The sequence below is a fragment of the Flagellimonas flava genome, assembly GCF_900129665.1.
GTDB classification, from domain to species: Bacteria; Bacteroidota; Bacteroidia; order Flavobacteriales; family Flavobacteriaceae; genus Flagellimonas; species Flagellimonas flava.
Window position 1 is genome coordinate 190,092 of sequence record NZ_FQWL01000005.1, and the last position, 24,993, is coordinate 215,084.

38 protein-coding genes are annotated in these 24,993 nt (G+C 41.5%); 1 reads left to right on the forward strand and 37 read right to left on the reverse strand.

Features of this window, described 5'->3' with window-relative positions:
- Positions 1-8: 8 nt before the first annotated feature.
- The 37 genes from BUC10_RS14545 to BUC10_RS14725 form a co-directional block, all read right to left on the reverse strand.
- Positions 9-1,292 carry a citrate synthase gene (locus BUC10_RS14545; RefSeq protein ID WP_073180969.1) on the reverse strand — a complete coding sequence of 428 codons (1,284 nt, stop codon included), beginning with the start codon at positions 1,290-1,292 and terminating at the stop codon, positions 9-11.
- Between the two features lie 140 nt (positions 1,293-1,432).
- Positions 1,433-2,968 (reverse strand): glycogen synthase, encoded by a 1,536-nt coding sequence (locus BUC10_RS14550; RefSeq protein ID WP_073180971.1) that lies wholly within the window; start codon positions 2,966-2,968, stop codon positions 1,433-1,435.
- A 120-nt stretch (positions 2,969-3,088) separates the two neighbouring features.
- Entirely contained in the window at positions 3,089-4,381 is a 1,293-nt protein-coding gene (eno, locus tag BUC10_RS14555) for a phosphopyruvate hydratase (protein ID WP_073180973.1), read from the reverse strand.
- A gap of 117 nt (positions 4,382-4,498) precedes the next feature.
- Positions 4,499-5,611, reverse strand: coding sequence for a glutamine-hydrolyzing carbamoyl-phosphate synthase small subunit (gene carA / locus BUC10_RS14560; protein ID WP_073181068.1), 1,113 nt, complete (start codon positions 5,609-5,611; stop codon positions 4,499-4,501).
- Between the two features lie 97 nt (positions 5,612-5,708).
- Positions 5,709-6,212, reverse strand: coding sequence for a 50S ribosomal protein L17 (gene rplQ / locus BUC10_RS14565; RefSeq protein ID WP_073180976.1), 504 nt, complete (start codon positions 6,210-6,212; stop codon positions 5,709-5,711).
- A 61-nt stretch (positions 6,213-6,273) separates the two neighbouring features.
- Positions 6,274-7,266 (reverse strand): DNA-directed RNA polymerase subunit alpha, encoded by a 993-nt coding sequence (locus BUC10_RS14570; RefSeq protein WP_073180978.1) that lies wholly within the window; start codon positions 7,264-7,266, stop codon positions 6,274-6,276.
- 18 nt (positions 7,267-7,284) lie between these two features.
- Positions 7,285-7,890, reverse strand: coding sequence for a 30S ribosomal protein S4 (gene rpsD / locus BUC10_RS14575; protein ID WP_073180980.1), 606 nt, complete (start codon positions 7,888-7,890; stop codon positions 7,285-7,287).
- 101 nt (positions 7,891-7,991) lie between these two features.
- A complete protein-coding gene (gene rpsK / locus BUC10_RS14580) occupies positions 7,992-8,384 on the reverse strand; it encodes a 30S ribosomal protein S11 (protein WP_073180982.1) in 393 nt (130 codons plus the stop codon).
- A 102-nt stretch (positions 8,385-8,486) separates the two neighbouring features.
- Complete coding sequence (gene rpsM, locus BUC10_RS14585; RefSeq protein ID WP_073180984.1) at positions 8,487-8,861, reverse strand: 30S ribosomal protein S13; 375 nt, start codon at positions 8,859-8,861, stop codon at positions 8,487-8,489.
- Positions 8,862-8,863: 2 nt separating this feature from the next.
- Positions 8,864-8,980 carry a type B 50S ribosomal protein L36 gene (gene ykgO, locus BUC10_RS14590; RefSeq protein ID WP_013621733.1) on the reverse strand — a complete coding sequence of 39 codons (117 nt, stop codon included), beginning with the start codon at positions 8,978-8,980 and terminating at the stop codon, positions 8,864-8,866.
- A 4-nt stretch (positions 8,981-8,984) separates the two neighbouring features.
- Entirely contained in the window at positions 8,985-9,200 is a 216-nt protein-coding gene (gene infA, locus BUC10_RS14595) for a translation initiation factor IF-1 (protein WP_014031991.1), read from the reverse strand.
- Positions 9,201-9,292: 92 nt separating this feature from the next.
- Complete coding sequence (gene secY / locus BUC10_RS14600) at positions 9,293-10,636, reverse strand: preprotein translocase subunit SecY (protein ID WP_073180986.1); 1,344 nt, start codon at positions 10,634-10,636, stop codon at positions 9,293-9,295.
- 11 nt (positions 10,637-10,647) lie between these two features.
- A complete protein-coding gene (gene rplO, locus BUC10_RS14605) occupies positions 10,648-11,100 on the reverse strand; it encodes a 50S ribosomal protein L15 (RefSeq protein WP_073180988.1) in 453 nt (150 codons plus the stop codon).
- Between the two features lie 12 nt (positions 11,101-11,112).
- Entirely contained in the window at positions 11,113-11,292 is a 180-nt protein-coding gene (rpmD, locus tag BUC10_RS14610) for a 50S ribosomal protein L30 (RefSeq protein WP_055397075.1), read from the reverse strand.
- A gap of 12 nt (positions 11,293-11,304) precedes the next feature.
- Positions 11,305-11,829: a 30S ribosomal protein S5 gene (gene rpsE, locus BUC10_RS14615; RefSeq protein ID WP_073180990.1), complete on the reverse strand. Its 525-nt coding sequence runs from the start codon at positions 11,827-11,829 to the stop codon at positions 11,305-11,307.
- A 7-nt stretch (positions 11,830-11,836) separates the two neighbouring features.
- On the reverse strand, positions 11,837-12,190 hold the full coding sequence (gene rplR / locus BUC10_RS14620; protein ID WP_073180992.1) for a 50S ribosomal protein L18: 354 nt from the start codon (positions 12,188-12,190) through the stop codon (positions 11,837-11,839).
- A gap of 11 nt (positions 12,191-12,201) precedes the next feature.
- Positions 12,202-12,744 (reverse strand): 50S ribosomal protein L6, encoded by a 543-nt coding sequence (gene rplF, locus BUC10_RS14625; protein ID WP_073180994.1) that lies wholly within the window; start codon positions 12,742-12,744, stop codon positions 12,202-12,204.
- Between the two features lie 19 nt (positions 12,745-12,763).
- Positions 12,764-13,162 carry a 30S ribosomal protein S8 gene (gene rpsH, locus BUC10_RS14630; protein ID WP_073180996.1) on the reverse strand — a complete coding sequence of 133 codons (399 nt, stop codon included), beginning with the start codon at positions 13,160-13,162 and terminating at the stop codon, positions 12,764-12,766.
- Between the two features lie 17 nt (positions 13,163-13,179).
- Positions 13,180-13,449: a 30S ribosomal protein S14 gene (gene rpsN / locus BUC10_RS14635; protein ID WP_073180998.1), complete on the reverse strand. Its 270-nt coding sequence runs from the start codon at positions 13,447-13,449 to the stop codon at positions 13,180-13,182.
- A gap of 1 nt (position 13,450) precedes the next feature.
- Complete coding sequence (rplE, locus tag BUC10_RS14640; protein WP_073181000.1) at positions 13,451-14,002, reverse strand: 50S ribosomal protein L5; 552 nt, start codon at positions 14,000-14,002, stop codon at positions 13,451-13,453.
- A gap of 2 nt (positions 14,003-14,004) precedes the next feature.
- On the reverse strand, positions 14,005-14,316 hold the full coding sequence (rplX, locus tag BUC10_RS14645; protein ID WP_073181002.1) for a 50S ribosomal protein L24: 312 nt from the start codon (positions 14,314-14,316) through the stop codon (positions 14,005-14,007).
- A 17-nt stretch (positions 14,317-14,333) separates the two neighbouring features.
- Complete coding sequence (gene rplN, locus BUC10_RS14650) at positions 14,334-14,702, reverse strand: 50S ribosomal protein L14 (RefSeq protein WP_073181004.1); 369 nt, start codon at positions 14,700-14,702, stop codon at positions 14,334-14,336.
- 2 nt (positions 14,703-14,704) lie between these two features.
- A complete protein-coding gene (rpsQ, locus tag BUC10_RS14655) occupies positions 14,705-14,965 on the reverse strand; it encodes a 30S ribosomal protein S17 (RefSeq protein ID WP_073181006.1) in 261 nt (86 codons plus the stop codon).
- A 13-nt stretch (positions 14,966-14,978) separates the two neighbouring features.
- Positions 14,979-15,170 (reverse strand): 50S ribosomal protein L29, encoded by a 192-nt coding sequence (rpmC, locus tag BUC10_RS14660; protein WP_073181008.1) that lies wholly within the window; start codon positions 15,168-15,170, stop codon positions 14,979-14,981.
- A 19-nt stretch (positions 15,171-15,189) separates the two neighbouring features.
- Positions 15,190-15,609 (reverse strand): 50S ribosomal protein L16, encoded by a 420-nt coding sequence (gene rplP / locus BUC10_RS14665; protein WP_073181010.1) that lies wholly within the window; start codon positions 15,607-15,609, stop codon positions 15,190-15,192.
- A gap of 20 nt (positions 15,610-15,629) precedes the next feature.
- Entirely contained in the window at positions 15,630-16,346 is a 717-nt protein-coding gene (rpsC, locus tag BUC10_RS14670) for a 30S ribosomal protein S3 (RefSeq protein ID WP_073181012.1), read from the reverse strand.
- 8 nt (positions 16,347-16,354) lie between these two features.
- Complete coding sequence (gene rplV / locus BUC10_RS14675) at positions 16,355-16,762, reverse strand: 50S ribosomal protein L22 (protein ID WP_073181014.1); 408 nt, start codon at positions 16,760-16,762, stop codon at positions 16,355-16,357.
- A gap of 7 nt (positions 16,763-16,769) precedes the next feature.
- The gene (gene rpsS / locus BUC10_RS14680) at positions 16,770-17,048 is read right to left on the reverse strand and encodes a 30S ribosomal protein S19 (RefSeq protein WP_073181016.1); all 279 of its coding nucleotides are present in this window, start codon (positions 17,046-17,048) and stop codon (positions 16,770-16,772) included.
- A 12-nt stretch (positions 17,049-17,060) separates the two neighbouring features.
- Positions 17,061-17,885, reverse strand: a complete 825-nt coding sequence (rplB, locus tag BUC10_RS14685) for a 50S ribosomal protein L2 (protein WP_073181019.1) — start codon at positions 17,883-17,885, stop codon at positions 17,061-17,063.
- 9 nt (positions 17,886-17,894) lie between these two features.
- Complete coding sequence (gene rplW / locus BUC10_RS14690; RefSeq protein ID WP_073181021.1) at positions 17,895-18,185, reverse strand: 50S ribosomal protein L23; 291 nt, start codon at positions 18,183-18,185, stop codon at positions 17,895-17,897.
- A 6-nt stretch (positions 18,186-18,191) separates the two neighbouring features.
- Positions 18,192-18,821 (reverse strand): 50S ribosomal protein L4, encoded by a 630-nt coding sequence (gene rplD / locus BUC10_RS14695; protein WP_073181023.1) that lies wholly within the window; start codon positions 18,819-18,821, stop codon positions 18,192-18,194.
- Complete coding sequence (gene rplC, locus BUC10_RS14700) at positions 18,821-19,438, reverse strand: 50S ribosomal protein L3 (RefSeq protein ID WP_073181025.1); 618 nt, start codon at positions 19,436-19,438, stop codon at positions 18,821-18,823. Before rplC ends, rplD begins: the two co-directional genes overlap by 1 nt.
- Before the next feature lie 165 nt (positions 19,439-19,603).
- The gene (rpsJ, locus tag BUC10_RS14705) at positions 19,604-19,909 is read right to left on the reverse strand and encodes a 30S ribosomal protein S10 (RefSeq protein WP_007094989.1); all 306 of its coding nucleotides are present in this window, start codon (positions 19,907-19,909) and stop codon (positions 19,604-19,606) included.
- Between the two features lie 12 nt (positions 19,910-19,921).
- Positions 19,922-22,048 carry an elongation factor G gene (fusA, locus tag BUC10_RS14710; RefSeq protein WP_073181027.1) on the reverse strand — a complete coding sequence of 709 codons (2,127 nt, stop codon included), beginning with the start codon at positions 22,046-22,048 and terminating at the stop codon, positions 19,922-19,924.
- Between the two features lie 8 nt (positions 22,049-22,056).
- Entirely contained in the window at positions 22,057-22,533 is a 477-nt protein-coding gene (rpsG, locus tag BUC10_RS14715; protein ID WP_073181030.1) for a 30S ribosomal protein S7, read from the reverse strand.
- A gap of 6 nt (positions 22,534-22,539) precedes the next feature.
- Entirely contained in the window at positions 22,540-22,914 is a 375-nt protein-coding gene (gene rpsL / locus BUC10_RS14720) for a 30S ribosomal protein S12 (protein WP_031445118.1), read from the reverse strand.
- Between the two features lie 180 nt (positions 22,915-23,094).
- Positions 23,095-23,874, reverse strand: coding sequence for a hypothetical protein (locus BUC10_RS14725; RefSeq protein WP_073181031.1), 780 nt, complete (start codon positions 23,872-23,874; stop codon positions 23,095-23,097).
- Positions 23,875-24,217: 343 nt separating this feature from the next.
- On the opposite strand from BUC10_RS14725, the gene BUC10_RS14730 reads away from it, so the two are divergent.
- Positions 24,218-24,993, forward strand: a 776-nt coding sequence (locus tag BUC10_RS14730) for a TonB-dependent receptor plug domain-containing protein (protein ID WP_165614914.1), incomplete at its 3' end; no start/stop codon positions are given.

The following is a 24,993-nucleotide window of genomic DNA, read 5'->3' on the forward strand; positions in this document are numbered from 1 at the left end:
GTTGTCTTTTATCTCTTTTTAACGGGAATGAAAGGCCTAAGGTTTTCACCGACATAGATTTGTCTAGGTCTTCCTATTGGCTCACCTCTTAAACGCATTTCTCTCCACTGGGCAATCCATCCAGGCAATCTACCCAGTGCAAACATTACCGTGAACATCTCTGTAGGTATCCCCAAAGCTCTATAAATAATACCTGAATAAAAATCCACATTTGGATATAGTTTGCGTTTTACAAAGTATTCATCTTCCAATGCTTCTTTTTCAAGACCTTTGGCAATATCCAAAATAGGGTCATCTATTCCCAAATTGCCCAAAACCTCATCTGCAGCTTTTTTAATAATGCGAGCTCGCGGGTCAAAGTTCTTGTAAACGCGGTGTCCGAACCCCATCAACCTAAAGGGGTCGCTTTTATCCTTGGCCTTGGCCATATATTTTTTGGTATCGCCACCATCTTCCTGGATGGCCTGCAACATCTCCAAAACCGCTTGGTTGGCTCCACCATGAAGTGGTCCCCAAAGTGCAGAGATGCCTGCGGACAACGAAGCGAAAAGGCCGGCATGCGAAGATCCAACGATTCGAACTGTAGAAGTAGAGCAATTTTGCTCATGATCCCCATGCAAAATCAATAGTTTGTCTATCGCATCTATTGCGATATCGTCACGTTTGTATTCTTGGTTGGGTTTTTTGAACATCATTTTATGAATGTTCTCCACATAACCCAACGAATCGTCACCATAGTCCAAAGGAAGTCCTTTTTTCTTGCGTTGTGTCCAAGCCACCAGTACTGGGAACTTGGCCAAAATACGCACGATGGAATGGTACATTGCCGTTTCCGAAGACACATCTACCGAAGTAGGATTAAAGGCTACCAAGGCACTCGTTAAAGAGGATAAAACACCCATTGGGTGCGCAGATTTTGGAAAAGCATCCAAAATCTTCTTCATTTCCTCATCCACGTGGGACTCTTCCTTTATGTCGTTATGGAAATTGGCAAGCTGTTCTTTATTGGGTAGTTCCCCGAAAATTAAGAGGTAGGCCACCTCTAAAAAATCTGCTTTCTCGGCCAAATCCTCTATGGAGTATCCGCGGTAACGTAAAATTCCCTTTTCTCCGTCCAAAAAGGTAATGGCACTTTCACAAGAACCGGTGTTCTTATAACCCGGGTCTATTGTTACCATTCCACTTGAAGATCGTAAGGTTTTGATATCTATAGCAAGTTCATTTTCAGAACCTTCAATAACAGGAAATTCATATTTTTCACCACCATATTCCAGTACAGCTTTGTCCGACATATTTAAGATTAATAGATTAATAGATTAATAAAATAGAAGGTGAAAATTACGAAAAAGCAAAACCATTAACAATTTCTGCGCGCTCTTTCTCAATGGGCAAAAGCACAAATAAATGTTAAGTTTCCAACAGGTTTGGACGCCTAAAAATTATAAAGTTCCTTGTAATAGTTGTCAACCGATTTTTTCCAGGTAAACCTCATTTTTTTGGCAGCTGTTTGGATTTTCTTCCAAGTGGGCTTGTCGTTTTTATAGACATCCAAAGCAAGGTCAAAACCATCCAACATACTTTTAATTTTATCGTCGTACGTATCGCCATCAAAACTGAATCCCGTTTTCATGTGCTTTACTGTATCCTTGAGCCCCCCTGTATGGTGCACCAAACATGGATTTCCATTTCTCATGGCCAACATCTGGCTAATGCCACAAGGTTCAAACAAACTCGGCATAAAATAGAGATCTGACTCCAAGTAAATGGAATCTATCAGATTTTCTGACTGACCATTTGTAAATATGAAGTTTTTATGCTCGTAGCTCAGTTTTCTAAACAGTTCTTCATATTCGGGCGCACCTGTACCTAGAAGCATAAAAATACCGTCCACCTTTTCCAGCTTTTTCAGAATTTCCACAAATGCCTCCGGTGATCTTCTAAAAAAATAGAATTTTTGCTCCGTAAGCCGGGCCACGCTGGAAACGATAAATTTGGGGCGATTGTCCACATACTCCATGATTTTCTCTCCGGTATGGGCTAAAAAATCGGCCTTATATTTTTTGGATTCCTCTTGTAACCATCTAAACAATGCCTTAACCGTATTCCTGTAGATAAAGCCCTTTTCCTCCTTATTTATGTTTTTGTAATTACATCCATTAAGGATTCCAAAGAGTCTTCCCTCTTCATCTGCCTTGAGCAAATCTTCTTCAAGACCCTCTCCGCCAATAAATTCTGGTGGTGAGCTGGGCAGCATCACATCTTTTTTGTAGGAAGGGGATACAGTATGAACAGCATCGGCAAAACGAATCCCCACTGCCATAAGGTTGATACAATCCTGATAGCGATAATCCATCAAAGTCCGGTAATCGAACACCACATCAGGAAACCAATTCCGTACCGAGGAGTAATTATCCTCAAAAGGTCTGATCCCTTGAATGGCCAAATTATGGATGCTATATACTGTTCGAATGTCTTTTAAGCCACCATAATCCTCATGGTATTCTCTAAGAAACAATAGGAGACTCGAGTGCCAGTCGTGCATATGAATGATATCCACCTTGCCAAATGCGCCCTTCTTAATTGCTTCGGCCATGGCCGTATTGAAGATGAAGTACTTTATCGCATCGGTATAGAAAGGCTCCTCCGGGTCATTGTGATAAATATGGGCGATATCACCAGCCTCAATTTCTGGGTGGTGAATTACATAATGTACAATATTGGGAAATTCCTTTTTGGGTTGCACCTCGTACAACTCAGCTGCATAGGGCAGGCCCCGTAGATTAAAATTCAGGTTGGTCTTGAAAAGTCCGCCATGATGTAATCTTCCGTAGGAAGGGACAACCACATGGACCTTATCCCCGCGTTCCGATATTTGCCGTGGAACATCCCGGACCACATCTCCCATTCCTCCTGCTTTACAATTGGCCAAGGCATCGTTTTCGGCTGCCACAAAAACAAAATTGTTCATTGCGTTAAGTTTGTTTGGTTTGGATTAATTCAATTAAGTTAACCAAAGTTTATTTCGGAAGCAAAAAAAAGCCTTTCACGTTTGGGAAAGGCTTTGCTTATGCTAAAAAAACATTATGAATTATTTTACTTTGAAAGCTTTTTCCTGTGGATAATATGCTGTACTTCCCAATTCCTCCTCAATTCTAAGTAATTGGTTGTACTTGGCCATACGATCACTACGCGAAGCGGAACCGGTCTTAATTTGTCCCGTATTCAAAGCTACCGCCAAATCGGCAATGGTATTGTCTTCTGTTTCACCGCTCCTGTGGGACATTACCGAAGTGTACCCAGCATTTTTTGCCATGTTCACGGCAGCAATGGTCTCTGTTAGGGTTCCAATCTGGTTCACCTTGATCAGAATGGAGTTGGCAATGCCATTTTCAATACCTCTGGAAAGACGCTCCACATTAGTTACAAACAGATCATCTCCTACAAGTTGAACCTTGTCTCCAACTTTTTCGGTCAATACCTTCCAACCGTCCCAATCATTCTCATCCATTCCATCTTCAATGGAAATGATGGGATATTTGCTACAAAGGTCGGCCAAATACTGTGCTTGCTCCTCAGAGGTGCGCACTACACCCTTATCACCTTCAAATTTTGTATAATCATATTTGCCATCCACATAAAACTCCGCAGAAGCACAATCCAAGGCAATCATGATTTCATCCCCTAATTTGTATCCTGCTTTGTCGACAGCTTTCGCAATGGTGTCAAGGGCATCTTCGGTACCACCTTCCAAGGTTGGTGCAAATCCTCCTTCATCTCCAACTGCTGTGCTCAGACCTCTATCATGAAGCACCTTTTTTAGATTATGGAAAATTTCCGTTCCCATCTGCATGGCATGACTAAAGTCTTTGGCTTTTACAGGCATGATCATGAACTCCTGAAATGCGATCGGTGCATCCGAGTGGGATCCTCCATTAATGATGTTCATCATGGGAACCGGAAGTGTATTTGCACTTACACCCCCAACATAACGATACAGCGGCATCCCCAGCTCATTGGCAGCAGCCTTTGCCACGGCCAAAGAAACTCCAAGAATGGCATTTGCTCCCAACTTAGACTTGTTTGGTGTGCCATCCAAAGCTATCATGGTCTCATCAATATGGTTTTGTTCGAAAACCGAGGTTCCAACCAACTCCTCTGCAATAGTGGTATTTACATTGTTCACGGCTTGTCCAACACCTTTACCCATAAAGGTGTCTCCTCCGTCCCTAAGTTCAACGGCCTCATGCTCACCTGTAGAAGCACCAGAAGGTACCGCTGCCCTTCCCAAAATCCCGTTTTCGGTAATCACGTCCACCTCTACGGTAGGGTTACCTCTAGAATCTAAAATCTGTCTTGCATGAATGTTGATGATAATGCTCATGTGAACTTAAAATTTATGGTTGAAATTAATTTGCCAAAGATACAAAAGGTAGCATGTTTTGCTCCATGACAACCCTCATAAAACACTGATAATAACCTAAAAATAAACTACAACGTTTTAGTTGCGGCTTGTCTTGATGGCATCAAAAAACTGGTCGAACAGATAGTCGGCATCATGTGGTCCCGGACTTGCTTCCGGATGGTACTGTACCGAGAAAACATCCTTATCCTTCATTTTGATTCCAGCCACGGTATTATCGTTCAAATGTAAGTGTGTAATCTCCAAATCCTTATTGGCCTCTGTCTCTTCCCTATTGATGGCAAATCCATGGTTTTGGGAGGTGATTTCACCTTTCCCGGTGACCAAATTGAGAATGGGGTGGTTAATACCCCTATGACCATTGTGCATTTTGTAGGTGGACACTCCATTGGCCAATGCCAATACTTGATGCCCCAAGCAAATACCGAACAAAGGCTTGTCCGATTCGATCATCTCTTTCGCCGTCGAAATGGCCTCGGTTAAAGGTTCAGGGTCACCGGGGCCATTGGAGATAAAATAACCATCAGGGTTCCAGGCTTCCAACTCCTTAAAAGGCGTGTTGTACGGGAATACTTTTACATAGGCCCCGCGTTTGGCCAGATTGCGTAGAATATTTTTCTTGATACCGATATCAAGTGCAGAAATCTTAAACTTGGCATTTTCCTCCCCGTAGTAATAGGGTTCTTCAGTCGACACTTTGGAAGCCAATTCCAAGCCTACCATACTTGGCACCTTTTTCAGTTCTTCCTTAAGTGCATCCAACTCATCCACGCGTGTAGAAATCAAGGCATTCATGGCTCCGTTATCCCTAATATAACTGACCAAGGCTCTTGTATCAACATCAGAAATCGCAAAGAGGTTGTTTTTTTCCAAAAATTCCAAAAGGCTTATATCAGCATCGGGTCGGGAATACTCATAGCTAAAGTTCTTTACAATGAGCCCGGCAATCTTGATGGAGTCTGATTCCACTTCGTCCTTGTGTGTTCCATAGTTTCCAATATGGGCATTGGTGGTCACCATAAGCTGCCCAAAATAAGAGGGGTCTGTAAAAATCTCTTGATAACCGGTCATCCCGGTATTGAAACAAACCTCGCCTACAGCGGTACCTTCCCTGTTACCCACGGCTTTTCCGTAGAACACTGTACCGTCTGCCAATAATACTAATGCCTTTTTCTTTTTGTGATACTTCATATAGGTCTTAAAAATTTCGGTTTGACAAAAAAACATAAAAAAAGGATAAGTTTTCACTTATCCTTTTTCCAATTATCTAATAGTTAATAACATATTGTTATTCTTCTGAATCGTCTGCTGTTTTTGTTTCAGCAACCGGAGCTACCGGCTCTGCCTTTTTACCTCCACCTCTTCTACTTCTTCTAGTGGATTTCTTGGCAGGTTTGCCTGCGTTGTACAACTCGTTAAAGTCTACCAATTCAATCATGGCCATATCAGCGTTGTCTCCCAATCGGTTACCCAACTTAATGATTCTGGTATATCCGCCTGGTCTATCCCCTACCTTTTCTGCCACCGCACCGAACAACTCGGTTACTGCATGCTTGTTTCTAAGGCTGCTGAAAACTACCCTTCTGTTATGGGTACCTTTCTCAGTAGTCTGGTTGTTCTCCGTTTTAGATTTGGTGATCAACGGCTCTACAAATTGCTTAAGGGCCTTGGCCTTGGCAACTGTGGTGTTGATTCGCTTGTGTTCTATCAGGGAACAGGCCATATTGGCCAACATTGCCTTTCTGTGGGCTGCTGTTCTACCTAGGTGATTAAATTTCTTTCCGTGTCTCATATCATTATTTTATCATCTTGCTACCAAACCCTTTTTGTAAAGGGGAGCAAAATATGATTAATTAATCCTTGTCCAATTTGTATTTTGAAAGGTCCATTCCAAACTGAAGGCCTTTATTGATAACCAATTCCTCCAACTCGGTCAAAGACTTTTTACCAAAGTTTCGGAACTTCATCAAATCGTTTTTGTTGAAGGAAACCAAATCTCCCAAAGTATCAACTTCGGCAGCTTTCAAACAGTTCAATGCCCTTACGGAAAGGTCCATATCTACCAATTTGGTCTTCAACAACTGACGCATGTGCAATGATTCCTCATCATAGGTCTCGGTCTGCGCGATTTCATCAGCTTCCAATGTAATCCGCTCATCGGAGAACAACATAAAGTGGTGAATCAATACTTTGGCAGCCTCGGTCAAAGCATCTTTTGGATGGATGGAACCGTCAGTAACGATTTCGAAAATCAATTTTTCGTAATCGGTCTTTTGCTCTACCCTGAAGTTTTCGATGCTGTATTTTACGTTCTTCACTGGGGTGTACACAGAATCAACCGCAATACTTCCCAAAGGAGCATTGGATTTCTTGTTTTCCTCAGCAGGAACGTAACCACGACCTTTTTCAATAATAACCTCCAAGTTGATGCTCACCTTCGGATCCATGTTGCAAATCACCAAATCGGGATTAAGTACCTGGTATCCTGAAATGAACTTCTGGAAATCACCGGCGGTCAACTGCTCTTTTCCACTAACGGAAACGGAAACAGTTTCGCTCTCCACGTCGTCAATTTGTCTTTTGAACCTAACTTGTTTTAGGTTCAAGATGATTTCTGTAACGTCTTCAACAACGCCTGGAATAACAGAGAATTCATGTTCAACTCCATCAATACGCACGGAAGTGATTGCAAAACCTTCCAAGGAGGAAAGTAAAACCCTTCTCAGCGCATTCCCAACTGTTAATCCGTATCCAGGTTCCAAAGGGCGAAATTCAAATTTCCCTTCGAAATCTGTTGAATCTATCATTATAACTTTATCGGGCTTCTGAAAATTAAGTAATGCCATATCGGATTAATGTTGTTTTTATTTAGAGTATAACTCGACGATTAGTTGTTCCTTGATGTTTTCAGGAATCTGAAGTCTTTCTGGAACTGCAACATAGGTTCCTTCCTTCTTATCAGAATTCCAAGTGATCCACTCATAAACACTGCTATTGGAATCAAGGGAATCCTGGATGGATTGAACCGATTTTGATTTTTCCCTTACACCTACAACATCACCGGCCTTAAGGGAATAGGATGGAATGTTTACCACATTACCATTTACTGTAATATGTCTGTGCGAAACCAACTGTCTGGCACCTCGTCTTGAAGGGGCAATTCCCATTCTGTAGACTACGTTGTCCAAACGTGACTCGCATAACTGGAGCAATACTTCACCGGTTACACCTTCACGTCTTTTGGCCTCGGAAAACAAATTTCTAAATTGTCTTTCCAATATACCGTAGGTATATTTTGCCTTTTGCTTCTCCATCAACTGGATTGCATATTCAGACTTTTTACCACGGCGTCTGTTGTTTCCGTGCTGTCCTGGAGGGTAACTTTTCTTTTCGAAGGCTTTATCGTCTCCGAAAATCGCTTCTCCAAACTTTCTAGCGATCTTTGATTTTGGTCCTGTGTATCTTGCCATCTTCTAGTTTTTTGAAAGTGCGATTATGAATTAAGGCTTATCCTTCGATAATCTCTGTGCACCTTCTTTGTGAAGACCCTAACGGGCCGAATTATGATTAATTAAACTCTTCTTCTTTTTGGAGGTCTACAACCGTTGTGCGGAAGTGGTGTAACATCAATGATCTCTGTAACCTCGATACCTGAATTGTGAATGGAACGAATTGCAGATTCCCTTCCGTTTCCAGGTCCTTTTACATAAACCTTTACTTTTCTTAGACCAGCTTCATGCGCTACCTTGGCACAATCCTCAGCAGCTACTTGGGCAGCATAGGGGGTATTCTTTTTAGAACCCCTGAAACCCAATTTACCAGCGGATGACCAAGAAATCACGTCTCCTTTTTTATTGGTCAAAGAAATGATGATGTTATTGAAGGAAGCGGTAACGTGGGCCTCACCTGTAGACTCTACGACTACTTTACGCTTCTTTGTTGTCTTTGTATTTGCCTTTGCCATATTTTTTAGTTTTTAGTGTTAGCTCTTAGTTATTGGAATCCTAGACTTTTACATTTCAAACAGATTCTTCTAACGTCTAAAGACTAATGACTACTTTACTTATTATTTGGTCGCCTTTTTCTTGTTGGCAACTGTTTTACGTTTTCCTTTTCTTGTCCTAGAGTTGTTTTTGGTACGTTGACCTCTAAGTGGCAATCCTGATCTGTGACGAATTCCACGGTAACAACCTATATCCATCAATCGCTTGATGTTCAACTGGGTTTCTGAGCGAAGTTCCCCTTCAATAGTGTAAGAGGAAACAGCTTCCCTGATTCTTCCGATTTCATCATCGTTCCAATCAGAAACTTTGGTGTCCTCACTTACTTTGGCTGTCTCCAAAATCTCTTGGGCCCTACTCTTACCAATTCCGTAAATGTAGGTAAGTGAAATTACTCCGCGCTTTTGTTTGGGTATATCAACCCCTGCAATTCTTGCCATAATTACCCTTGTCTTTGTTTAAATCTAGGATTCTTTTTGTTGATTACGTATAATCTGCCTTTTCTGCGAACTATCTTGCATTCGGCGCTTCTCTTCTTTATTGATGCTCTTACTTTCATCGTCTTAGTATCTGTAAGTAATTCTTGCTTTTGTTAAATCGTAAGGGCTCATTTCCAACTTCACCTTATCCCCAGGAAGCAATTTAATGTAGTGCATACGCATTTTCCCTGAGATGTGCGCCGTAACCACGTGCCCATTTTCCAATTCTACCCGGAACATAGCATTTGACAATGCCTCTATAATTGTTCCGTCTTGTTCTATTGCTGGCTGTTTTGCCATATTTTAATTATTAGTTTTCAGTTATTAGTTATCCGTTAAAGCCTTTCAAAATCCTAAGTCTAACATCTAACTTCTAGCTTCTAACTTCTTCTTTATGCTACTTTTCTATTTTTTCCGGTTTTCATCAAACCGTCATAATGTCTGTTCAGTAGGTACGAATTTACTTGCTGTACCGTATCTATTGCAACACCTACCATAATCAGTAGGGATGTTCCTCCATAAAACAAAGCCCATCCTGCCTGCACATCCATCAACTTAACCACTACCGCAGGCAATACGGCCAACAATGCCAAGAAAACTGAACCTGGCAAAGTTATCAAGGACATGATCTTATCCAAGTAATCGCCGGTTTCCTTACCTGGTCTGATTCCAGGAATAAAACCACCACTTCTTTTTAAATCGTCCGCCATCTTGTTCGTAGGAACAGTGATCGCAGTATAGAAGTAGGTAAAGATGATGATCAATACAGCAAACAAAATATTATAGGCCAAACCAAAAATATCAGCAAACTGAACTTCCATCCATTGTCCTACTGCGGTATCGTTGAATGTTCTTCCAATCAAACTTGGTGCAAACATTATTGCTTGGGCAAAAATAATTGGCATAACTCCGGAAGCATTCAATTTTAGTGGGATGTATTGTCTAGACCCCATGATGTTCTTTTCGTATCCGCCCGAAGCTGTTCTCCTGGCATATTGCACAGGAATCTGGCGTACCGCCATCACCAAGAGCACACTGGCCAAAATAACAAGGAACCAAATGATGATCTCAATCAACATAAACATGATTCCACCAGTGTTGTTAGTAGTCCTTGAGATAAACTCTTGAACAAAAGACTGTGGCATAGTAGCGATGATACCGATCATGATCAACAAAGAAATACCGTTACCGATACCCTTGTCCGTAATCTTTTCACCCAACCACATGGCAAATACACAACCTGTCACCAAAATAATCACTGCAGGAATAATGAAATCCAAACCTTTGCCCAATACAAAGGCACTATCTGGCACTCCCAGGGCTCCCAAACCAAAAAGGTATGCCGGTGCCTGAACAATACAAATAGCAATAGTCAACCATCGTGTAATTTGGTTGATGGTCTTTCTCCCACTTTCTCCCTCTTTCTGTAGTTTTTGAAGATAGGGAATGGCTATTCCCATCAACTGCACCACAATGGAGGCCGAGATATAGGGCATAATTCCCAACGCAAAAACCGACGCGTTGGCAAATGCACCACCTGTAAAAGCATTAAGAATCCCCAAGATACCATTCTCTGTATTTGAGGTCAATTGTGCCAATTGGGAAGTATCAATACCTGGAAGCACCACTTGGGCACCAAAACGGTATACCAATAGTAAGCCAAGGGTAACAATAATGCGTTGCCTTAGCTCTTCTATCTTCCAAATATTTGATATGGTCTCAACAAATTTCTTCATGCTTCTTTTCCTTATAAACTTATTGCTTCGCCCCCAGCGGCTTCAATAGCGGCTTTTGCGGAAGCAGTAAATTTATGTACAGATACTTTCAGGGAAGCTTTCAATTCGCCGTTCCCCAAAATCTTTACCAAGTCGTTTTTGTGTGCTAACCTGTTTTCAACCAAAGTTTCCAAGGTTACTTCCTTCTTCACGATTCCCTTATCCACCAACTCTTGAAGCTTGTTCAAGTTAATACCTTGGTATTCCTTTCTATTGATGTTCTTGAAACCAAATTTGGGAACACGTCGTTGCAAAGGCATCTGTCCACCTTCAAAACCAATCTTTTTGGAATAACCAGATCTGGACTTGGCACCTTTGTGGCCACGGGTGGAAGTTCCTCCTTTACCGGAGCCTTCTCCCCTACCTACACGTTTTCCTTCCTTTTGTACAGCGCCTTCTGCTGGTTTAAGACTATGTAACTCCATGTATCTTATATATTAAGCTTCCTCAGTGGAAACCAAGTGTTTTACCTTATTAATCATTCCAAGGATATTAGGCGTTGCATCGTGTTCAACAACATGACCTATCTTGCGCAAACCAAGAGCTTCCAAAGTTCTTTTTTGGTTTTGGGTCCTTTTGATGGCGCTTTTTACCTGTTTTACTTTAATCTTTGACATAATATCCTCTTATTATCCTTTAAAGACTTTTTCCAAAGAAATTCCTCTTTGATTCGCAACTGTCTGTGCACCTCTTAATTGCAAAAGGGCATCAAATGTAGCTTTTACCACATTATGAGGGTTTGAAGAACCTTGGGATTTTGACAGCACATCATGTACACCAACGGCTTCCAATACCGCCCTAACAGCTCCACCGGCTATTACTCCGGTACCATGGGATGCAGGTTGGATATAAACTCTTGCACCGCCGTATTTCCCTTTTTGTTCGTGCGGTAAAGTTCCCTTGTTCAAAGGAATTCTTACCAAATTCTTCTTGGCATCCTCAATGGCCTTGGCAATGGCCGTGGCTACTTCTTTGGACTTACCCAAACCATGACCAACAACACCGTTCTCATCACCAACAACAACAATGGCGGAAAAACCAAATGCTCTACCACCCTTGGTAACCTTGGTTACCCTTTGGACACCAACCAAACGGTCTTTCAATTCAAGTCCACCTGGTTTAACTGTTTCTACGTTTTTGTATTTCTGGTACATAGTTTTATTAGAATTTAAGTCCTGCTTCCCTAGCTCCTTCTGCCAATGATTTTACTCTTCCGTGATACAGGTTTCCACCTCTATCGAAAGCTACTGCCTCGACACCAAGCTTCTTTGCCTTTTCGGCTATGGTCTTACCCACTTGGGCAGCCACCTCGCTTTTGGTACCTTTTGCATCAACATCTTTATCTCTTGATGATGCAGCCGCCAAGGTAATCCCTTTGTTGTCATCGATCAATTGAGCATATATCTCTTTGTTACTTCTGAAAACAGACAATCTTGGTCTAGCTTCAGTACCAAAAGAAACCTTTCTGATTCTTCTTCTGATTCGTAATCTTCTTTCCGTCTTAGATAATCCCATAGTCTTACTAATTAGGCTGATTTACCTGCTTTTCTTCTTAGTTGTTCACCAACAAACTTGATTCCTTTTCCTTTGTAAGGCTCTGGCTTACGGAAACCACGAATCTTGGCGGCCACTTGGCCTACCAACTGCTTGTCGTGCGATGTTAATTTTACGATAGGGTTCTTTCCTTTTTCGGAAATCGTCTCAATCTTCACCTCAGGAGCAATGTTCATCACAATGTTGTGCGAAAATCCAAGGGCCAAATCCAATTTTTGTCCTTGGTTGCTTGCTCTATATCCAACCCCTACCAATTCCAATTCCTTGGTCCATCCTTTGGAAACACCATCCACCATATTGGATACCAATGCACGATATAAACCGTGTTTGGCCTTAATCTCTTTGGAATCTGATGGTCTTTCAAGTTGAACACTTCCGTCTTCTACTTTGATTGCAATACCAGAAAATTCCTGGGAAAGTTCCCCCAATTTACCTTTTACGGTAACTACATTTTCCTTCACTTCAACAGTGACACCTTCTGGAACTGTAATTGGATTGTTACCTATTCTAGACATTTCTTTTCTCTTTACTCAATTAATAAACGTAGCACAATACTTCGCCACCTACGTTTTCCTGTTTGGCCTGCTTACTGGTCATCACCCCATGAGAAGTGGACACAATTGCAATACCCAAACCATTAAGAACTCTTGGCAATTCTTCAGAACCTGCATATTTCCGCAGACCTGGTTTACTTACCCTTTGTAATTTTTTGATTACAGGCTCTTTGGTAAACTTATCGTATTTCAAGGCAATTTTAATACTTCCCTGAACTTTGTTATCCTCGAACTTATAGCTCAAAATATAGCCCTGATCGAACAATATTTTGGTAATCTGTCTCTTTAGATTGGAGGCAGGAATCTCTACCACCCTATGACCCGCTCTACTAGCGTTTCTAATTCTGGTCAAATAATCTGAAATTGGATCTGTAAGCATTTCTTTTCTTTATCTGTTTACCAACTTGCCTTTTTAACTCCTGGAATCAAGCCCTGGTTGGCCATCTCCCTAAAAGTAACCCTGGATATACCAAATGTTCTCATATACCCTCTTGGTCTACCGGTCAACTTACATCTGTTGCGCATACGCACAGGAGATGCATTTTTTGGAAGCTTTTGCAGGGCTTCGTAATCACCGGCTTCTTTTAGAGCCTTTCTTTTCTCTGCATACTTTGCAACCATTTTTGCCCTTTTTACTTCACGGGCTTTCATTGATTCCTTAGCCATACTAGTTCTTTTTAAAGGGTAATCCCAATTCGGTTAACAATGATTTTGCTTCTTTATCAGTTTCAGCGGAAGTCACAAACGTGATATCCATTCCGTTGATTCTGTTGATTCTGTCTATATTGATTTCAGGAAAAATGATTTGCTCTGTAATCCCCAAGTTGTAATTTCCCCTTCCGTCAAAACCAGTGGCCTTCACTCCTTGGAAATCACGTACCCTCGGAAGGGCAGAGGTAATCAACCTGTCCAAAAACTCATACATACGCTCCCCTCTTAGCGTCACTTTTGCACCGATGGGCATTCCTTTTCTTAATTTAAAGGAAGCGACATCTTTTTTGGAAAGTGTGGCAATGGCCTTCTGACCGGTTATATTGGTCAACTCCTCAACAGCATGGTCAATCAATTTCTTATCGGAAACTGCTGCACCAACACCACGGCTAACCACGATTTTCTCCAATTTTGGGACCTGCATTACATTTTTGTAACCAAATTCCTCGGAAAGCGCTTTCATTACACGCTCCCTATACTCTTGCTTTAATCTTGGAATGTAACTCATAACTAAATTACTTCATTGGATTTTTTGGCAAACCTAACTTTCTTTCCGTCCCTTTCCTCAAATCCAACTCTTGTGGCCTCCCCAGATTTTGGGTCGATCAATGTAAGGTTGGAAATATGGATGGGTGCTTCCTTCTTTACAATTCCTCCTTGTGGATTCTTTGCACTAGGTTTTTCGTGTTTGGATACGGTATTTACCCCTTCCACGATAGCCTTATTCTTTTCACGGTCTACCTGAAGCACTTTTCCTTCGGTGCCCTTGTGGTCTCCTGTAATGACCCTGACGGTATCCCCTGTTTTTATTTTCAACTTCATCTTAACTGGTATTTCTGTTAAAGCACCTCTGGAGCTAGTGAAACAATCTTCATGAACTGCTTGTCCCTAAGTTCCCTGGCCACAGGACCAAAAACCCTCGTTCCACGCATTTCACCTGTTGGGTTCAACAAAACACATGCGTTGTCGTCGAAACGAATGTAAGATCCATCTGGTCTTCTTACTTCTTTCTTCGTCCGCACCACAACAGCGGTGGAAACCGAACCTTTTTTTACTGTTCCATTGGGAGTAGCTTCCTTAACGGTCACTACAATTTTATCTCCCAAAGAAGCATATCTTCTCTTAGTTCCTCCAAGTACGCGGATGGTCAAAACTTCTTTTGCACCGGTGTTGTCCGCAACCTTTAATCTTGATTCTTGCTGTAACATAATTATTTAGCTCTTTCAAGGATTTCAACCAACCTCCAACATTTCGTCTTACTCAATGGTCTGGTCTCCATTATTTTCACGGTATCACCTTCGTTGCAGTCATTCTTTTCATCATGGGCCACATACTTCTTGGTCTTAAGAACGAACTTACCGTACATAGGGTGCTTTACTCGTTTTACCTCAGAAACCACAATGGACTTTTCCATTTTGCTGCTGGTAACAACGCCTATTCTTTCTTTTCTTAAATTTCTTTTATCTTCCATAAGGCAAAACCAATTATTGTACTTCCCTTTTAGTTAATTCTGTTGCAAGTCTTGCTACCGTCCTTCTTGTTTTCCTGATCTGCATCGGATTTTCCAAAGGTGTTACCGCGTGGGCCATTTTAAGGTCAGCATGCTCTTTTTTCAAATCAGCCAACTTCTCCTTTAGCTCTTCAATTGAAAGTTCTTTTATCTCTGATTGTTTCATCTTTCTTCCCAATTAAAAATTAAGCGGAATAATCCCTAGCTACGATAAACTTGGTTTTTACAGGCAACTTTTGGGCTGCAAGTCGCAACGCTTCCTTGGCAACATCCATAGGAACCCCAGCTACCTCAAACATGATTCTTCCAGGCTTAACAACGGCCACCCAATATTCTGGAGCACCCTTACCTTTACCCATACGAACCTCGAGAGGTTTTTTGGTGATGGGCTTGTCCGGGAAAATCTTGATCCATAGCTGACCCTGTCTTTTCATATACCTTGTCGCAGCAATACGTGCAGCCTCAATCTGGCGGGAAGTAATGAAATGGGAGTCCAAAGACTTGATACCGAACATTCCATTGGAAAGTTGGTGTCCCCTTTGGGAATTTCCTTTCATACGTCCCTTCTGGGCTTTACGAAATTTTGTTCTTTTTGGCTGTAACATTTTACCTTTACTTTATCTTATTACTTTCTACGACGTTGTGGTTTCTTACCATCCCTCTTGTCGCCTTTACCTTGACCTTTGGACAATCCTACTAGTGGAGAAAGTTCTCTTTTCCCATACACCTCACCCTTCATGATCCAAACTTTGATTCCCAATCTTCCATACGTGGTGTGGGCTTCATGCAAAGCATAGTCCACATCGGCACGAAAGGTTGACAATGGGATTCTTCCTTCCTTATATGACTCTGAACGCGCCATTTCCGCTCCGTTCAAACGTCCAGAAATCTGAATCTTAATGCCCTCTGCATTCATACGAATTGCAGCGGCGATAGCCATTTTAATAGCTCTTCTGTATGAGATTCTGCTTTCAATTTGTCTTGCAACACTAGCTGCAACCAAATTGGCATCCAACTCAGGTCTCTTAATTTCATGAATATTGATCTGAACCTCCTTGTTGGTAATTTTCTTAAGCTCTTCCTTAAGCTTATCCACCTCTTGTCCACCTTTACCAATGATAATACCAGGTCTTGCGGTAGTAATGGTGATGGTGATCAATTTTAAGGTTCTCTCAATAATTACCCTTGAAACGCTGGCCTTGGCCAAACGCGCATGGATATACTTTCTTATTTTATCATCCTCAGCCAGCTTATCGCCGTAATCGTTACCACCGTACCAGTTGGATTCCCATCCTCTGATGATTCCTAAGCGATTTCCTATCGGATTGGTCTTCTGTCCCATATTATACTCTAGCTTTGAACGTTGTTATTGGATTCCAAAATCATGGTTACATGGTTGGAACGTTTTCTAATTCTATGTGCTCTACCTTGAGGGGCAGGACGCAGTCTTTTCAACATGGTTCCACCATCCACGCGGATTTCCTTAATATAAAGGTCAGCATCCTCAATGCTTGCATCTTCATTTTTGGCCTCCCAGTTGGCAATTGCAGAAAGCAATAATTTTTCCAACTTTCTAGAAGCTTCTTTTGGGTTGAACCTTAAAATAGCCAAGGCCATTTCAATTTGCTTGCCTCTAACCAAATCAGCGACCAAACGCATTTTTCTTGGTGAGGTTGGGCAATTGTTCAACTTGGCAATAGCAAGCTGCTTCTTTTCCTCTTTAAGCCTTTCGGCCATTTGTCTTTTACGAACTCCCATAGCTTACTTACTTTTTACCTTTGTTTTTAGCTCCTGCATGACCTCTAAAAGATCTTGTAGGTGAAAATTCCCCAAGCTTGTGCCCTACCATGTTTTCAGTAACATACACGGGAACAAATTGTCTTCCATTGTGTACTGCTATGGTCTGACCCACGAAATCCGGAGTTATCATTGAGGCCCTAGACCATGTTTTGATAACTGATTTCTTACCTGATTCTATATTCGCCTGGACTTTCTTTTCCAGACTGTGATGAACGTAAGGTCCTTTTTTTAATGAACGTGCCATTTACTTTTTCTTTTATTTCTTTCTACGTTCTATGATATATCTATTGGTATCCTTGGTCTTGGAACGTGTTCTGAATCCTTTTGCTGGAATACCGTTCTTAGATCTTGGATGACCTCCTGAAGCTCTACCTTCACCACCACCCATTGGATGATCAACTGGGTTCATAGCTACAGGTCTAGTTCTTGGTCTTCTACCCAACCATCTGCTTCTACCTGCTTTACCAGATACCAACAATTGGTGGTCAGAGTTGGAAACCGCTCCGACAGTTGCCAAACAGTTGGCCAAAATCATTCGGGTTTCACCAGAAGGCAATTTGATGGTAACAAACTTTCCATCCTTTGCCATCAACTGTGCAAAAGTACCGGCACTACGCGCCATAACAGCACCTTGACCAGGTCTCAACTCGATACAAGAAATGATAGTACCCAAGGGAATCTCACTTAAAGGAAGTGCATTTCCAATTTCCGGGGCAACATTGGCTCCAGAAGCTATTTTCTGACCAACCTGCATTCCATTTTGGGCAACTACATATCTTTTCTCACCATCCTTGTATTCTACCAAGGCAATGAATGCAGTTCTATTGGGATCGTATTGGATGGAAACCACTGTGGCCTCAACACCTTGCTTATCCCTTTTGAAATCGATAACTCGATATCTTCTTTTATGACCTCCACCTCTGTGGCGCATGGTCATTTTTCCTTGACTGTTCCTACCACCCGACTTTTTTAACGGAGCAAGCAAGCTTTTCTCCGGCTTATCAGTAGTAATCGCGTCAAATCCGTTTACTACTCTAAAACGCTGTCCAGGGGTTATCGGTTTTAATTTTCTAACTGACATTTCTTGTCTTTATAGATTACTGTAAAAATCAATAATATCACCTTCAGCAACATCTACAATCGCTTTTTTCAAAGCATTTGTTTTACCATGTTGGATTCCAGTTTTGGTATAACGACTCCTACGATTTGGACCATAGTTCATGGTTCGTACCTTTTCCACAGAAACACCATAAGTAGCCTCAACAGCCTCCTTTATTTGAAGCTTATTGGCCGATGGGTCAACGTAGAAACCATAACGATTGAAAAGCTCGCTATCCGCGGTCATTTTTTCCGTAATGATTGGTTTTATCAACACACTCATGATATCTTATTTCTTTAGGTTCGATTCTATTCCTTCCAAAGCACTCTCGGTAAATACTACATTATTAGCGTTAACTATTTTGTAAGTATTTAATTCTGAGCCATTTATGACTTCGGAACGCTCCAAATTGCGCGACGACAAATATACGTTATAATTCGTACCGCCCAACACGATTAGAGACTTTTTGTTTTCGATGCCAAGTGAGGACAAAAACGCCTTAAAATCTTTGGTCTTTGGCGCTTCAAAATTGAAGTCCTCTACCACAGTAATCGCCTTCTCTTTGGACTTCAACGTTAAGGCTGACTTTCTTGCCAAACGCTTCACGTTTTTGTTCAATTTTTGCTGGTAATCCCTTGGTCTTGGACCGAAGATTCTACCACCTCCCCTGAACACAGGAGATTTGATACTACCGGCCCTTGCGGTACCAGTTCCTTTTTGTTTCTTGATCTTACGGGTACTCCCAGCAATCTCAGCTCTCTCCTTTGCTTTATGGGTTCCTTGTCTTTGATGTGCCAAATATTGCTTCACATCCAAGTAGATGGCATGCTCATTAGGCTCTATTCCGAAAACGTCATCAGAAAGGTCAACCTTTCTTCCCGTTTCTTTTCCTTTGATATCTAAAACTGCAACCTTCATTACTTCTCAATTGTTACGTAAGCATTTTTATGACCTGGAACAGCACCTTTAACTACAATAAGGTTTTTCTCAGGAACCACTTTCAATACTCTTAAGTTTTGAACCGTTACTCTTTCACCGCCCATTCTACCGGCCATCTTCATCCCCTTGAATACTCGAGCAGGATAGGACGCCGCGCCAATGGAACCTGGAGCTCTTAATCTATTGTGCTGACCGTGCGTTGCTTGCCCAACACCCCCAAAACCATGTCGTTTAACAACACCTTGGAAACCTTTTCCTTTGGAAGTCCCAATCACATCAACAAATTCTCCTTCTACAAACAAGTCAACACCAACAGTGTCTCCCAATTTAAACTCACCTTCAAAATCACGGAATTCAACGACTTTCTTCTTTGGAGAAGCACCTGCTTTTTTTGCATGGCCGAGTTCGGCCTTGTTTGCACGTTTTTCTGCCTTGTCATCGAAACCTAGTTGAAGGGCACTGTACCCGTCTACCTCTTCGGTTCTGACTTGGGTAACCACGCATGGTCCAGCCTCAAGAACGGTACATGGAATATTCTTTCCATTCTCGTCAAAGATGCTGGTCATACCGATTTTTCTTCCTATTAACCCAGACATATCTATTTAATTATTAATTATTCTAGTTTTTCTATCGCCAATTTCTTGGCAAAAAAATTGGGTCAAAGAAAAGATTCTGTGACCCAGATATTTTTCTTATTCCCGTTTTTCCCTCGCTCGCAGCTCAGGACATGTCTCCACCTTTCTGTTAAAAGGCGTGCAAATTTACACTTTTATTTCGACTTCTACACCACTTGGAAGCTCTAATTTCATTAAAGCATCAATGGTTTTTGAAGAAGAACTGTAAATATCCAACAATCGCTTGTAAGAACTCAACTGAAATTGCTCCCTAGATTTCTTGTTCACGTGGGGTGAACGCAAAACCGTGAAGATCTTTTTGTGCGTAGGCAATGGAATTGGTCCAGTAACCACAGCCCCAGTTGTCTTAACTGTTTTTACAATCTTTTCAGCAGACTTATCCACCAAATTGTGATCGTAAGATTTAAGTTTTATTCTAATTTTTTGACTCATCTTGCTGAATAATTAAGCGGTTACCCCTTTTACTGATTTAATAACTTCTTCTGCAATATTGGTTGGAGTTTCCGCATAGTGTGAAAATTCCATTGTTGAAGTTGCTCTACCAGATGACAATGTTCTCAATGAAGTCACATAACCGAACATTTCTGATAAAGGCACTTCCCCTTTAACCACTTTGGAACCGGCTCTATCGCTCATATCGCTAATAGTTCCTCTACGTCTGTTAAGGTCACCAACAATATCACCCATATTTTCTTCAGGTGTCAACACCTCAATCTTCATGATAGGCTCCATCAATACTGATCTTGCAGACTTAGCAGCAGCTTTGTATCCCATTTTTGCAGCTAATTCAAAGGAAAGTGAATCCGAATCCACTGGGTGGAAAGAACCATCCTTTAAAGTAACCTTCATACTATCCATCTCAAATCCAGCCAAAGGACCATTTTTCATAGCCTCTTTAAATCCTTTTTCTACAGATGGAATATATTCTTTAGGAATATTACCTCCTTTAATAGTGTTCACAAACTCTAATCCAACCACTTCTTCACCCGCAGGCTCCATAGTAAAGACAATGTCGGCAAACTTACCTCGACCACCAGACTGCTTCTTGTAGACCTCTCTATGATCAGCAGATTGTGTAATCGCTTCTTTGTACTCAACCTGAGGTTGCCCTTGATTAACCTCAACCTTGAACTCACGACGCAAACGGTCAACAATAATATCCAAGTGAAGCTCACCCATACCTGAAATAATGGTCTGACCTGAAGCTTCGTCGGTTTTAACCTGGAATGTTGGGTCTTCTTCAGCCAATTTTGCCAAAGACATACCTAATTTATCCACATCTGCCTTGGTTTTAGGCTCAACAGCAATACCAATTACAGGATCAGGGAAATCCATACTTTCCAGTATGATAGGATGTTTCTCTGAAGACATGGTATCACCAGTCTTGATATCTTTAAATCCAACAGCTGCACCAATATCACCAGCCTCTATATACTCAATAGCATTTTGCTTGTTAGAGTGCATTTGGTAAATACGCGAGATACGCTCTTTTTTACCTGAACGGTTGTTCAAGATATAAGAACCTGCATCCAACCTACCTGAATAGGCTCTAAAGAATGCCAAACGACCAACAAAAGGATCTGTAGCAATCTTAAACGCCAAAGCAGAGAATGGCTCTTTTGGGTCTGGTTTTCTTGTAATCTCGTTTCCAGTGTTTGGATCAGTACCTACAATATCATCTTTATCTATTGGAGATGGTAAGTAACGACAAACGGCATCCAACAAGAATTGAACTCCTTTGTTTTTGAATGAAGAACCACAAACCATAGGAATGATAGCTCTATCCATAACAGCGGCTCTCAAAGCGGCATGCACCTCTTCTTCAGTAATGGAATCTTCATCTTCGAAGAACTTCTCCATCAACTCCTCATCATATTCCGCAACGGCTTCAATTAAAGCAGCTCTATACTCCTTAACCTCAGCTTTCATGTCTTCAGGAATATCGATAACATCGAAAGTAGAACCAAAGTTCTCATCGTGCCATACAATTGCCCTGTTCTTAGCAAGGTCAACAATACCTTTAAAGTCAGCTTCTTCACCAATAGGCAGAACAATAGGAACCGCATTGGAACCAAGCATGGTTTTAACCTGGTTACACACCATCAAGAAGTTGGAACCTTGACGATCCATTTTGTTCACGAAACCGATTCGAGGCACTTTATAGTTATCGGCCAATCTCCAGTTCGTTTCAGACTGTGGCTCAACACCATCAACAGCACTGAACAAGAAAACCAACCCGTCCAAAACACGAAGGGAACGGTTTACCTCAACGGTAAAGTCCACGTGTCCGGGAGTATCGATAATATTAAAGTGGTATCCTTTGGCATCAGCGGTAGGCTGTCCGTTTTCGGTAGGGAATTGCCATGTACAAGTGGTAGCAGCAGAGGTAATGGTAATACCACGCTCTTGCTCTTGCTCCATCCAGTCCATAGTTGCCGCACCATCGTGCACCTCACCAATCTTGTGACTTACACCGGTATAAAAAAGAATACGCTCAGTAGTAGTGGTTTTTCCGGCATCAATGTGCGCCGCAATACCTATATTCCTTGTGTATTTTAAATCTCTTGACATTGTTTTGACTAGAATCTAAAGTGTGAGAATGCTTTATTGGCCTCTGCCATTTTGTGGGTATCCACTCTTTTCTTGACAGCGGCACCTTCCTCCTTGGCAGCAGCTAAAATTTCAGCAGCCAATTTTTGGGCCATGGATTTTTCATTACGCTTTCTGGCATAGCTGATCAACCATTTCATGGCTGTAGAAATCTTACGGTCCGGACGAATCTGCATTGGAATCTGAAATGTAGCACCACCGACTCTTCTACTTCGAACCTCAACGTGCGGCATTACATTGGAAAGCGCATCCTTCCATAGCTCCAAAGCTGTTTTCTCTTCGTCTGTGTTTTTTTCATCCACGATATCAATCGCATCATAAAACACCTTAAAGGCAACGGATTTCTTTCCGTCCCACATCATCATGTTCACAAAGCGTGTCACCAACTGGTCGTTAAACCTTGGATCTGGCAACAAAGGTCTTTTCTTTGCCTGTCTTTTTCTCATCGCTTCTTATTTTTTAGGACGTTTTGCACCGTATTTAGATCTACGTTGCGTTCTACCTGCTACCCCTGCGGTATCCAATGCACCACGAACAATGTGGTAACGGACTCCGGGTAAATCCTTAACTCTTCCACCTCTGACCAATACTATCGAGTGCTCTTGGAGATTGTGACCTTCACCAGGGATGTATGCGTTAACTTCTTTACCGTTGGTCAACCTTACCCTGGCCACTTTACGCATGGCAGAGTTAGGTTTCTTAGGCGTAGTTGTGTATACACGCGTACAAACCCCTCTACGTTGAGGGCACGAATCCAAAGCAGCCGATTTACTCTTCTTGGTAATGGTGACTCTTCCTTTTCGTACTAATTGTGAAATTGTTGGCATTAAAATTTCTATTAAAAATCAAAACAACCCTCGTTTTGAGGGCTGCAAATGTAATGATATTTCGGAATAATTCAAATCCTGAAAGATTAAATTTCAGGCACTTCCTAAAAATAGAAATAAGTCACCCAGATTCTAGCTGGGCGTTAAGTGATTGACTCAAGAAAAAACCCACCCAAAGCTTCAAAGGTTTCCGGCAAATGCAATCACATTCACCAACCCCTTTTCCGTCTTCAAATCAATATTTCTGGATTTCATAAATTGTTTAATCTTCTGCTGATGGTCAGGAAGGAAAAGTGACAAAAAATCCCTTTTCTTGGAACTTATATAAGCAGGAACCCCATCATCAAGGGAAATATAAAAATGGGTTTCATCAACAAATCGATGCGGAAAGGAAACAGCGTGCGAAGTTTTCGCCTCCTTACCCGCTTTAAAGTGCTTGATATTTCTTTTATGCAGTTCATAGCCGCCAACATTTAAAACACTTTTTAGATATCCCTGGGATTTCTCATTCTTCTTATCCTTAAAAACCCCATATATATACTCATCTCCCGCCAACACGCAGGAAATATTTACATTTTTTAGCAAAGCAAGCGCCTTGTCCTCTTTAAGGTTCGTGTTTTTTATCTCAAACTCATCATTAAAGGCATTATACCGCATATACATATCACGCTCCTTTTTACCGTTAAACCGAATTTCTCCTTTTACAAACTGTTCATTAAAATAAATGGACCCATCAATATCATCAAGATTTAGTTTTTGCTCAACACCTAAATCGGCCAACTTATCCCTCATCTGGTTATAGAAATTTTCAGAAGCCGGGTTGTTGCCAAAATCAGGACCTATTCCTTGCAAACCCTTCTCATAAAAATTAATGACCCCAGGTTGCACATTGGCATTGCCTTGAGCTAAAACGGAAGTACTAAAAATCAGTAAAAAACATGCGCAAACAACTGTTCTCATATCCCTTATATATATTAAGGTATAAAGTACAAATAATATTCCGGTAAAATTCAAGCATAAGTCGATTTAACACCGTCCTGTTTTATTTCCGGTGAAATAGATGTTTTTTTTACATCTGCAACATTGAAGCCCCTTATTTCAAAGAACCCTAACAGATTTTTAGACTTTAAAAATTGCATTCCTAATAATTCTGAGTGCTTCAAATTGAATAGTCAACAATTTACAAATGTCTTTTTAGCGGAAACGCATTTGTAAACTTAGTCTTAAAAATTTAGTAAAATTAGTTTGGATTATTAACATGAAATTATGATTTTAGCGGCTAGCTAATTCAAATAATTTTAAAATGAGAACAAAACTTAATGGATTGTTAACGCTGTTATTGGCGTTTGTTGTGCAGATTTCCTTTGCACAAGACAAGACGATTACAGGTAATGTTACGGACGCCGATGGCTTGCCGCTACCTGGGGTCAATATTGTCGTTGAAGGTACCACTAATGGTACCCAAACTGATTTTGATGGAAATTACGCGATCAGCGCCAGTCAAGGTCAAGCTCTTCTTTTTACCTATATCGGGCAACGTCCTGCAAGAAGGGATGTTGGTGCGAGTGACGTTATCAACGTCCAAATGGAGGAGGATACCCAAGCTCTTGAGGAGGTTGTTGTAACAGCCCTTGGTATTAAGAGGGAGAAGCAAGCTTTGGGTTATGCGGTAACCGAAGTTGGTTCCGAAGACCTAGAACAGCGTCCTGAAGGTGATGTTGCCAGGGTACTTCAAGGTAAGGCCTCTGGGGTACAGATCACGCAACAAAGTGGTCTTTCAGGTTCTGGTACCAACATCGTTATCCGGGGACAAACAACGTTCAGTGGTAGCAACCAGGCTCTTTTCATTATAGATGGTGTTCCTTTCAGTACGGATACCAACTCCCAAGGTAGGAAGGATGACCGTAACGATTTCGTAAACGGTAACAACGGTTCCAGTAGATTCTTGGATTTGGACCCTAACACTATTGAAAGTGTAAACGTACTTAAAGGTCTTGCTGCTGCAACACTTTACGGTTCACAGGGTCGTAACGGGGTTATCCTTATTACAACCAAAGGTGGTTCTTCACAAGCTGGACC

What these genes read in the sequence shown, in the direction of transcription:
- BUC10_RS14545 (WP_073180969.1), bottom strand. Translation starts at nt 1,292, where the DNA reads ATGTCGGACAAAGCTGTACTGGAATATGGTGGTGAAAAATATGAATTT.
- BUC10_RS14550 (WP_073180971.1), bottom strand. Translation starts at nt 2,968, where the DNA reads ATGAACAATTTTGTTTTTGTGGCAGCCGAAAACGATGCCTTGGCCAAT.
- eno (WP_073180973.1), bottom strand. Translation starts at nt 4,381, where the DNA reads ATGAGCATTATCATCAACATTCATGCAAGACAGATTTTAGATTCTAGA.
- carA (WP_073181068.1), bottom strand. Translation starts at nt 5,611, where the DNA reads ATGAAGTATCACAAAAAGAAAAAGGCATTAGTATTATTGGCAGACGGT.
- rplQ (WP_073180976.1), bottom strand. Translation starts at nt 6,212, where the DNA reads ATGAGACACGGAAAGAAATTTAATCACCTAGGTAGAACAGCAGCCCAC.
- BUC10_RS14570 (WP_073180978.1), bottom strand. Translation starts at nt 7,266, where the DNA reads ATGGCATTACTTAATTTTCAGAAGCCCGATAAAGTTATAATGATAGAT.
- rpsD (WP_073180980.1), bottom strand. Translation starts at nt 7,890, where the DNA reads ATGGCAAGATACACAGGACCAAAATCAAAGATCGCTAGAAAGTTTGGA.
- rpsK (WP_073180982.1), bottom strand. Translation starts at nt 8,384, where the DNA reads ATGGCAAAGGCAAATACAAAGACAACAAAGAAGCGTAAAGTAGTCGTA.
- rpsM (WP_073180984.1), bottom strand. Translation starts at nt 8,861, where the DNA reads ATGGCAAGAATTGCAGGGGTTGATATACCCAAACAAAAGCGCGGAGTA.
- ykgO (WP_013621733.1), bottom strand. Translation starts at nt 8,980, where the DNA reads ATGAAAGTAAGAGCATCAATAAAGAAGAGAAGCGCCGAATGCAAGATA.
- infA (WP_014031991.1), bottom strand. Translation starts at nt 9,200, where the DNA reads ATGGCAAAACAGCCAGCAATAGAACAAGACGGAACAATTATAGAGGCA.
- secY (WP_073180986.1), bottom strand. Translation starts at nt 10,636, where the DNA reads ATGAAGAAATTTGTTGAGACCATATCAAATATTTGGAAGATAGAAGAG.
- rplO (WP_073180988.1), bottom strand. Translation starts at nt 11,100, where the DNA reads ATGGAGTTACATAGTCTTAAACCAGCAGAAGGCGCTGTACAAAAGGAA.
- rpmD (WP_055397075.1), bottom strand. Translation starts at nt 11,292, where the DNA reads ATGTCAAAGATTAAAGTAAAACAGGTAAAAAGCGCCATCAAAAGGACC.
- rpsE (WP_073180990.1), bottom strand. Translation starts at nt 11,829, where the DNA reads ATGTACCAGAAATACAAAAACGTAGAAACAGTTAAACCAGGTGGACTT.
- rplR (WP_073180992.1), bottom strand. Translation starts at nt 12,190, where the DNA reads ATGGGATTATCTAAGACGGAAAGAAGATTACGAATCAGAAGAAGAATC.
- rplF (WP_073180994.1), bottom strand. Translation starts at nt 12,744, where the DNA reads ATGTCTAGAATAGGTAACAATCCAATTACAGTTCCAGAAGGTGTCACT.
- rpsH (WP_073180996.1), bottom strand. Translation starts at nt 13,162, where the DNA reads ATGCTTACAGATCCAATTTCAGATTATTTGACCAGAATTAGAAACGCT.
- rpsN (WP_073180998.1), bottom strand. Translation starts at nt 13,449, where the DNA reads ATGGCTAAGGAATCAATGAAAGCCCGTGAAGTAAAAAGGGCAAAAATG.
- rplE (WP_073181000.1), bottom strand. Translation starts at nt 14,002, where the DNA reads ATGAGTTACATTCCAAGATTAAAGCAAGAGTATAGGGAGCGTGTAATG.
- rplX (WP_073181002.1), bottom strand. Translation starts at nt 14,316, where the DNA reads ATGAAGTTGAAAATAAAAACAGGGGATACCGTCAGGGTCATTACAGGA.
- rplN (WP_073181004.1), bottom strand. Translation starts at nt 14,702, where the DNA reads ATGTTACAGCAAGAATCAAGATTAAAGGTTGCGGACAACACCGGTGCA.
- rpsQ (WP_073181006.1), bottom strand. Translation starts at nt 14,965, where the DNA reads ATGGAAGATAAAAGAAATTTAAGAAAAGAAAGAATAGGCGTTGTTACC.
- rpmC (WP_073181008.1), bottom strand. Translation starts at nt 15,170, where the DNA reads ATGAAACAATCAGAGATAAAAGAACTTTCAATTGAAGAGCTAAAGGAG.
- rplP (WP_073181010.1), bottom strand. Translation starts at nt 15,609, where the DNA reads ATGTTACAGCCAAAAAGAACAAAATTTCGTAAAGCCCAGAAGGGACGT.
- rpsC (WP_073181012.1), bottom strand. Translation starts at nt 16,346, where the DNA reads ATGGGACAGAAGACCAATCCGATAGGAAATCGCTTAGGAATCATCAGA.
- rplV (WP_073181014.1), bottom strand. Translation starts at nt 16,762, where the DNA reads ATGGGAGTTCGTAAAAGACAAATGGCCGAAAGGCTTAAAGAGGAAAAG.
- rpsS (WP_073181016.1), bottom strand. Translation starts at nt 17,048, where the DNA reads ATGGCACGTTCATTAAAAAAAGGACCTTACGTTCATCACAGTCTGGAA.
- rplB (WP_073181019.1), bottom strand. Translation starts at nt 17,885, where the DNA reads ATGTCAGTTAGAAAATTAAAACCGATAACCCCTGGACAGCGTTTTAGA.
- rplW (WP_073181021.1), bottom strand. Translation starts at nt 18,185, where the DNA reads ATGAGTGTGTTGATAAAACCAATCATTACGGAAAAAATGACCGCGGAT.
- rplD (WP_073181023.1), bottom strand. Translation starts at nt 18,821, where the DNA reads ATGAAGGTTGCAGTTTTAGATATCAAAGGAAAAGAAACGGGAAGAAAG.
- rplC (WP_073181025.1), bottom strand. Translation starts at nt 19,438, where the DNA reads ATGTCTGGGTTAATAGGAAGAAAAATCGGTATGACCAGCATCTTTGAC.
- rpsJ (WP_007094989.1), bottom strand. Translation starts at nt 19,909, where the DNA reads ATGAGTCAAAAAATTAGAATAAAACTTAAATCTTACGATCACAATTTG.
- fusA (WP_073181027.1), bottom strand. Translation starts at nt 22,048, where the DNA reads ATGTCAAGAGATTTAAAATACACAAGGAATATAGGTATTGCGGCGCAC.
- rpsG (WP_073181030.1), bottom strand. Translation starts at nt 22,533, where the DNA reads ATGAGAAAAAGACAGGCAAAGAAAAGACCTTTGTTGCCAGATCCAAGG.
- rpsL (WP_031445118.1), bottom strand. Translation starts at nt 22,914, where the DNA reads ATGCCAACAATTTCACAATTAGTACGAAAAGGAAGAGTCACCATTACC.
- BUC10_RS14725 (WP_073181031.1), bottom strand. Translation starts at nt 23,874, where the DNA reads ATGAGAACAGTTGTTTGCGCATGTTTTTTACTGATTTTTAGTACTTCC.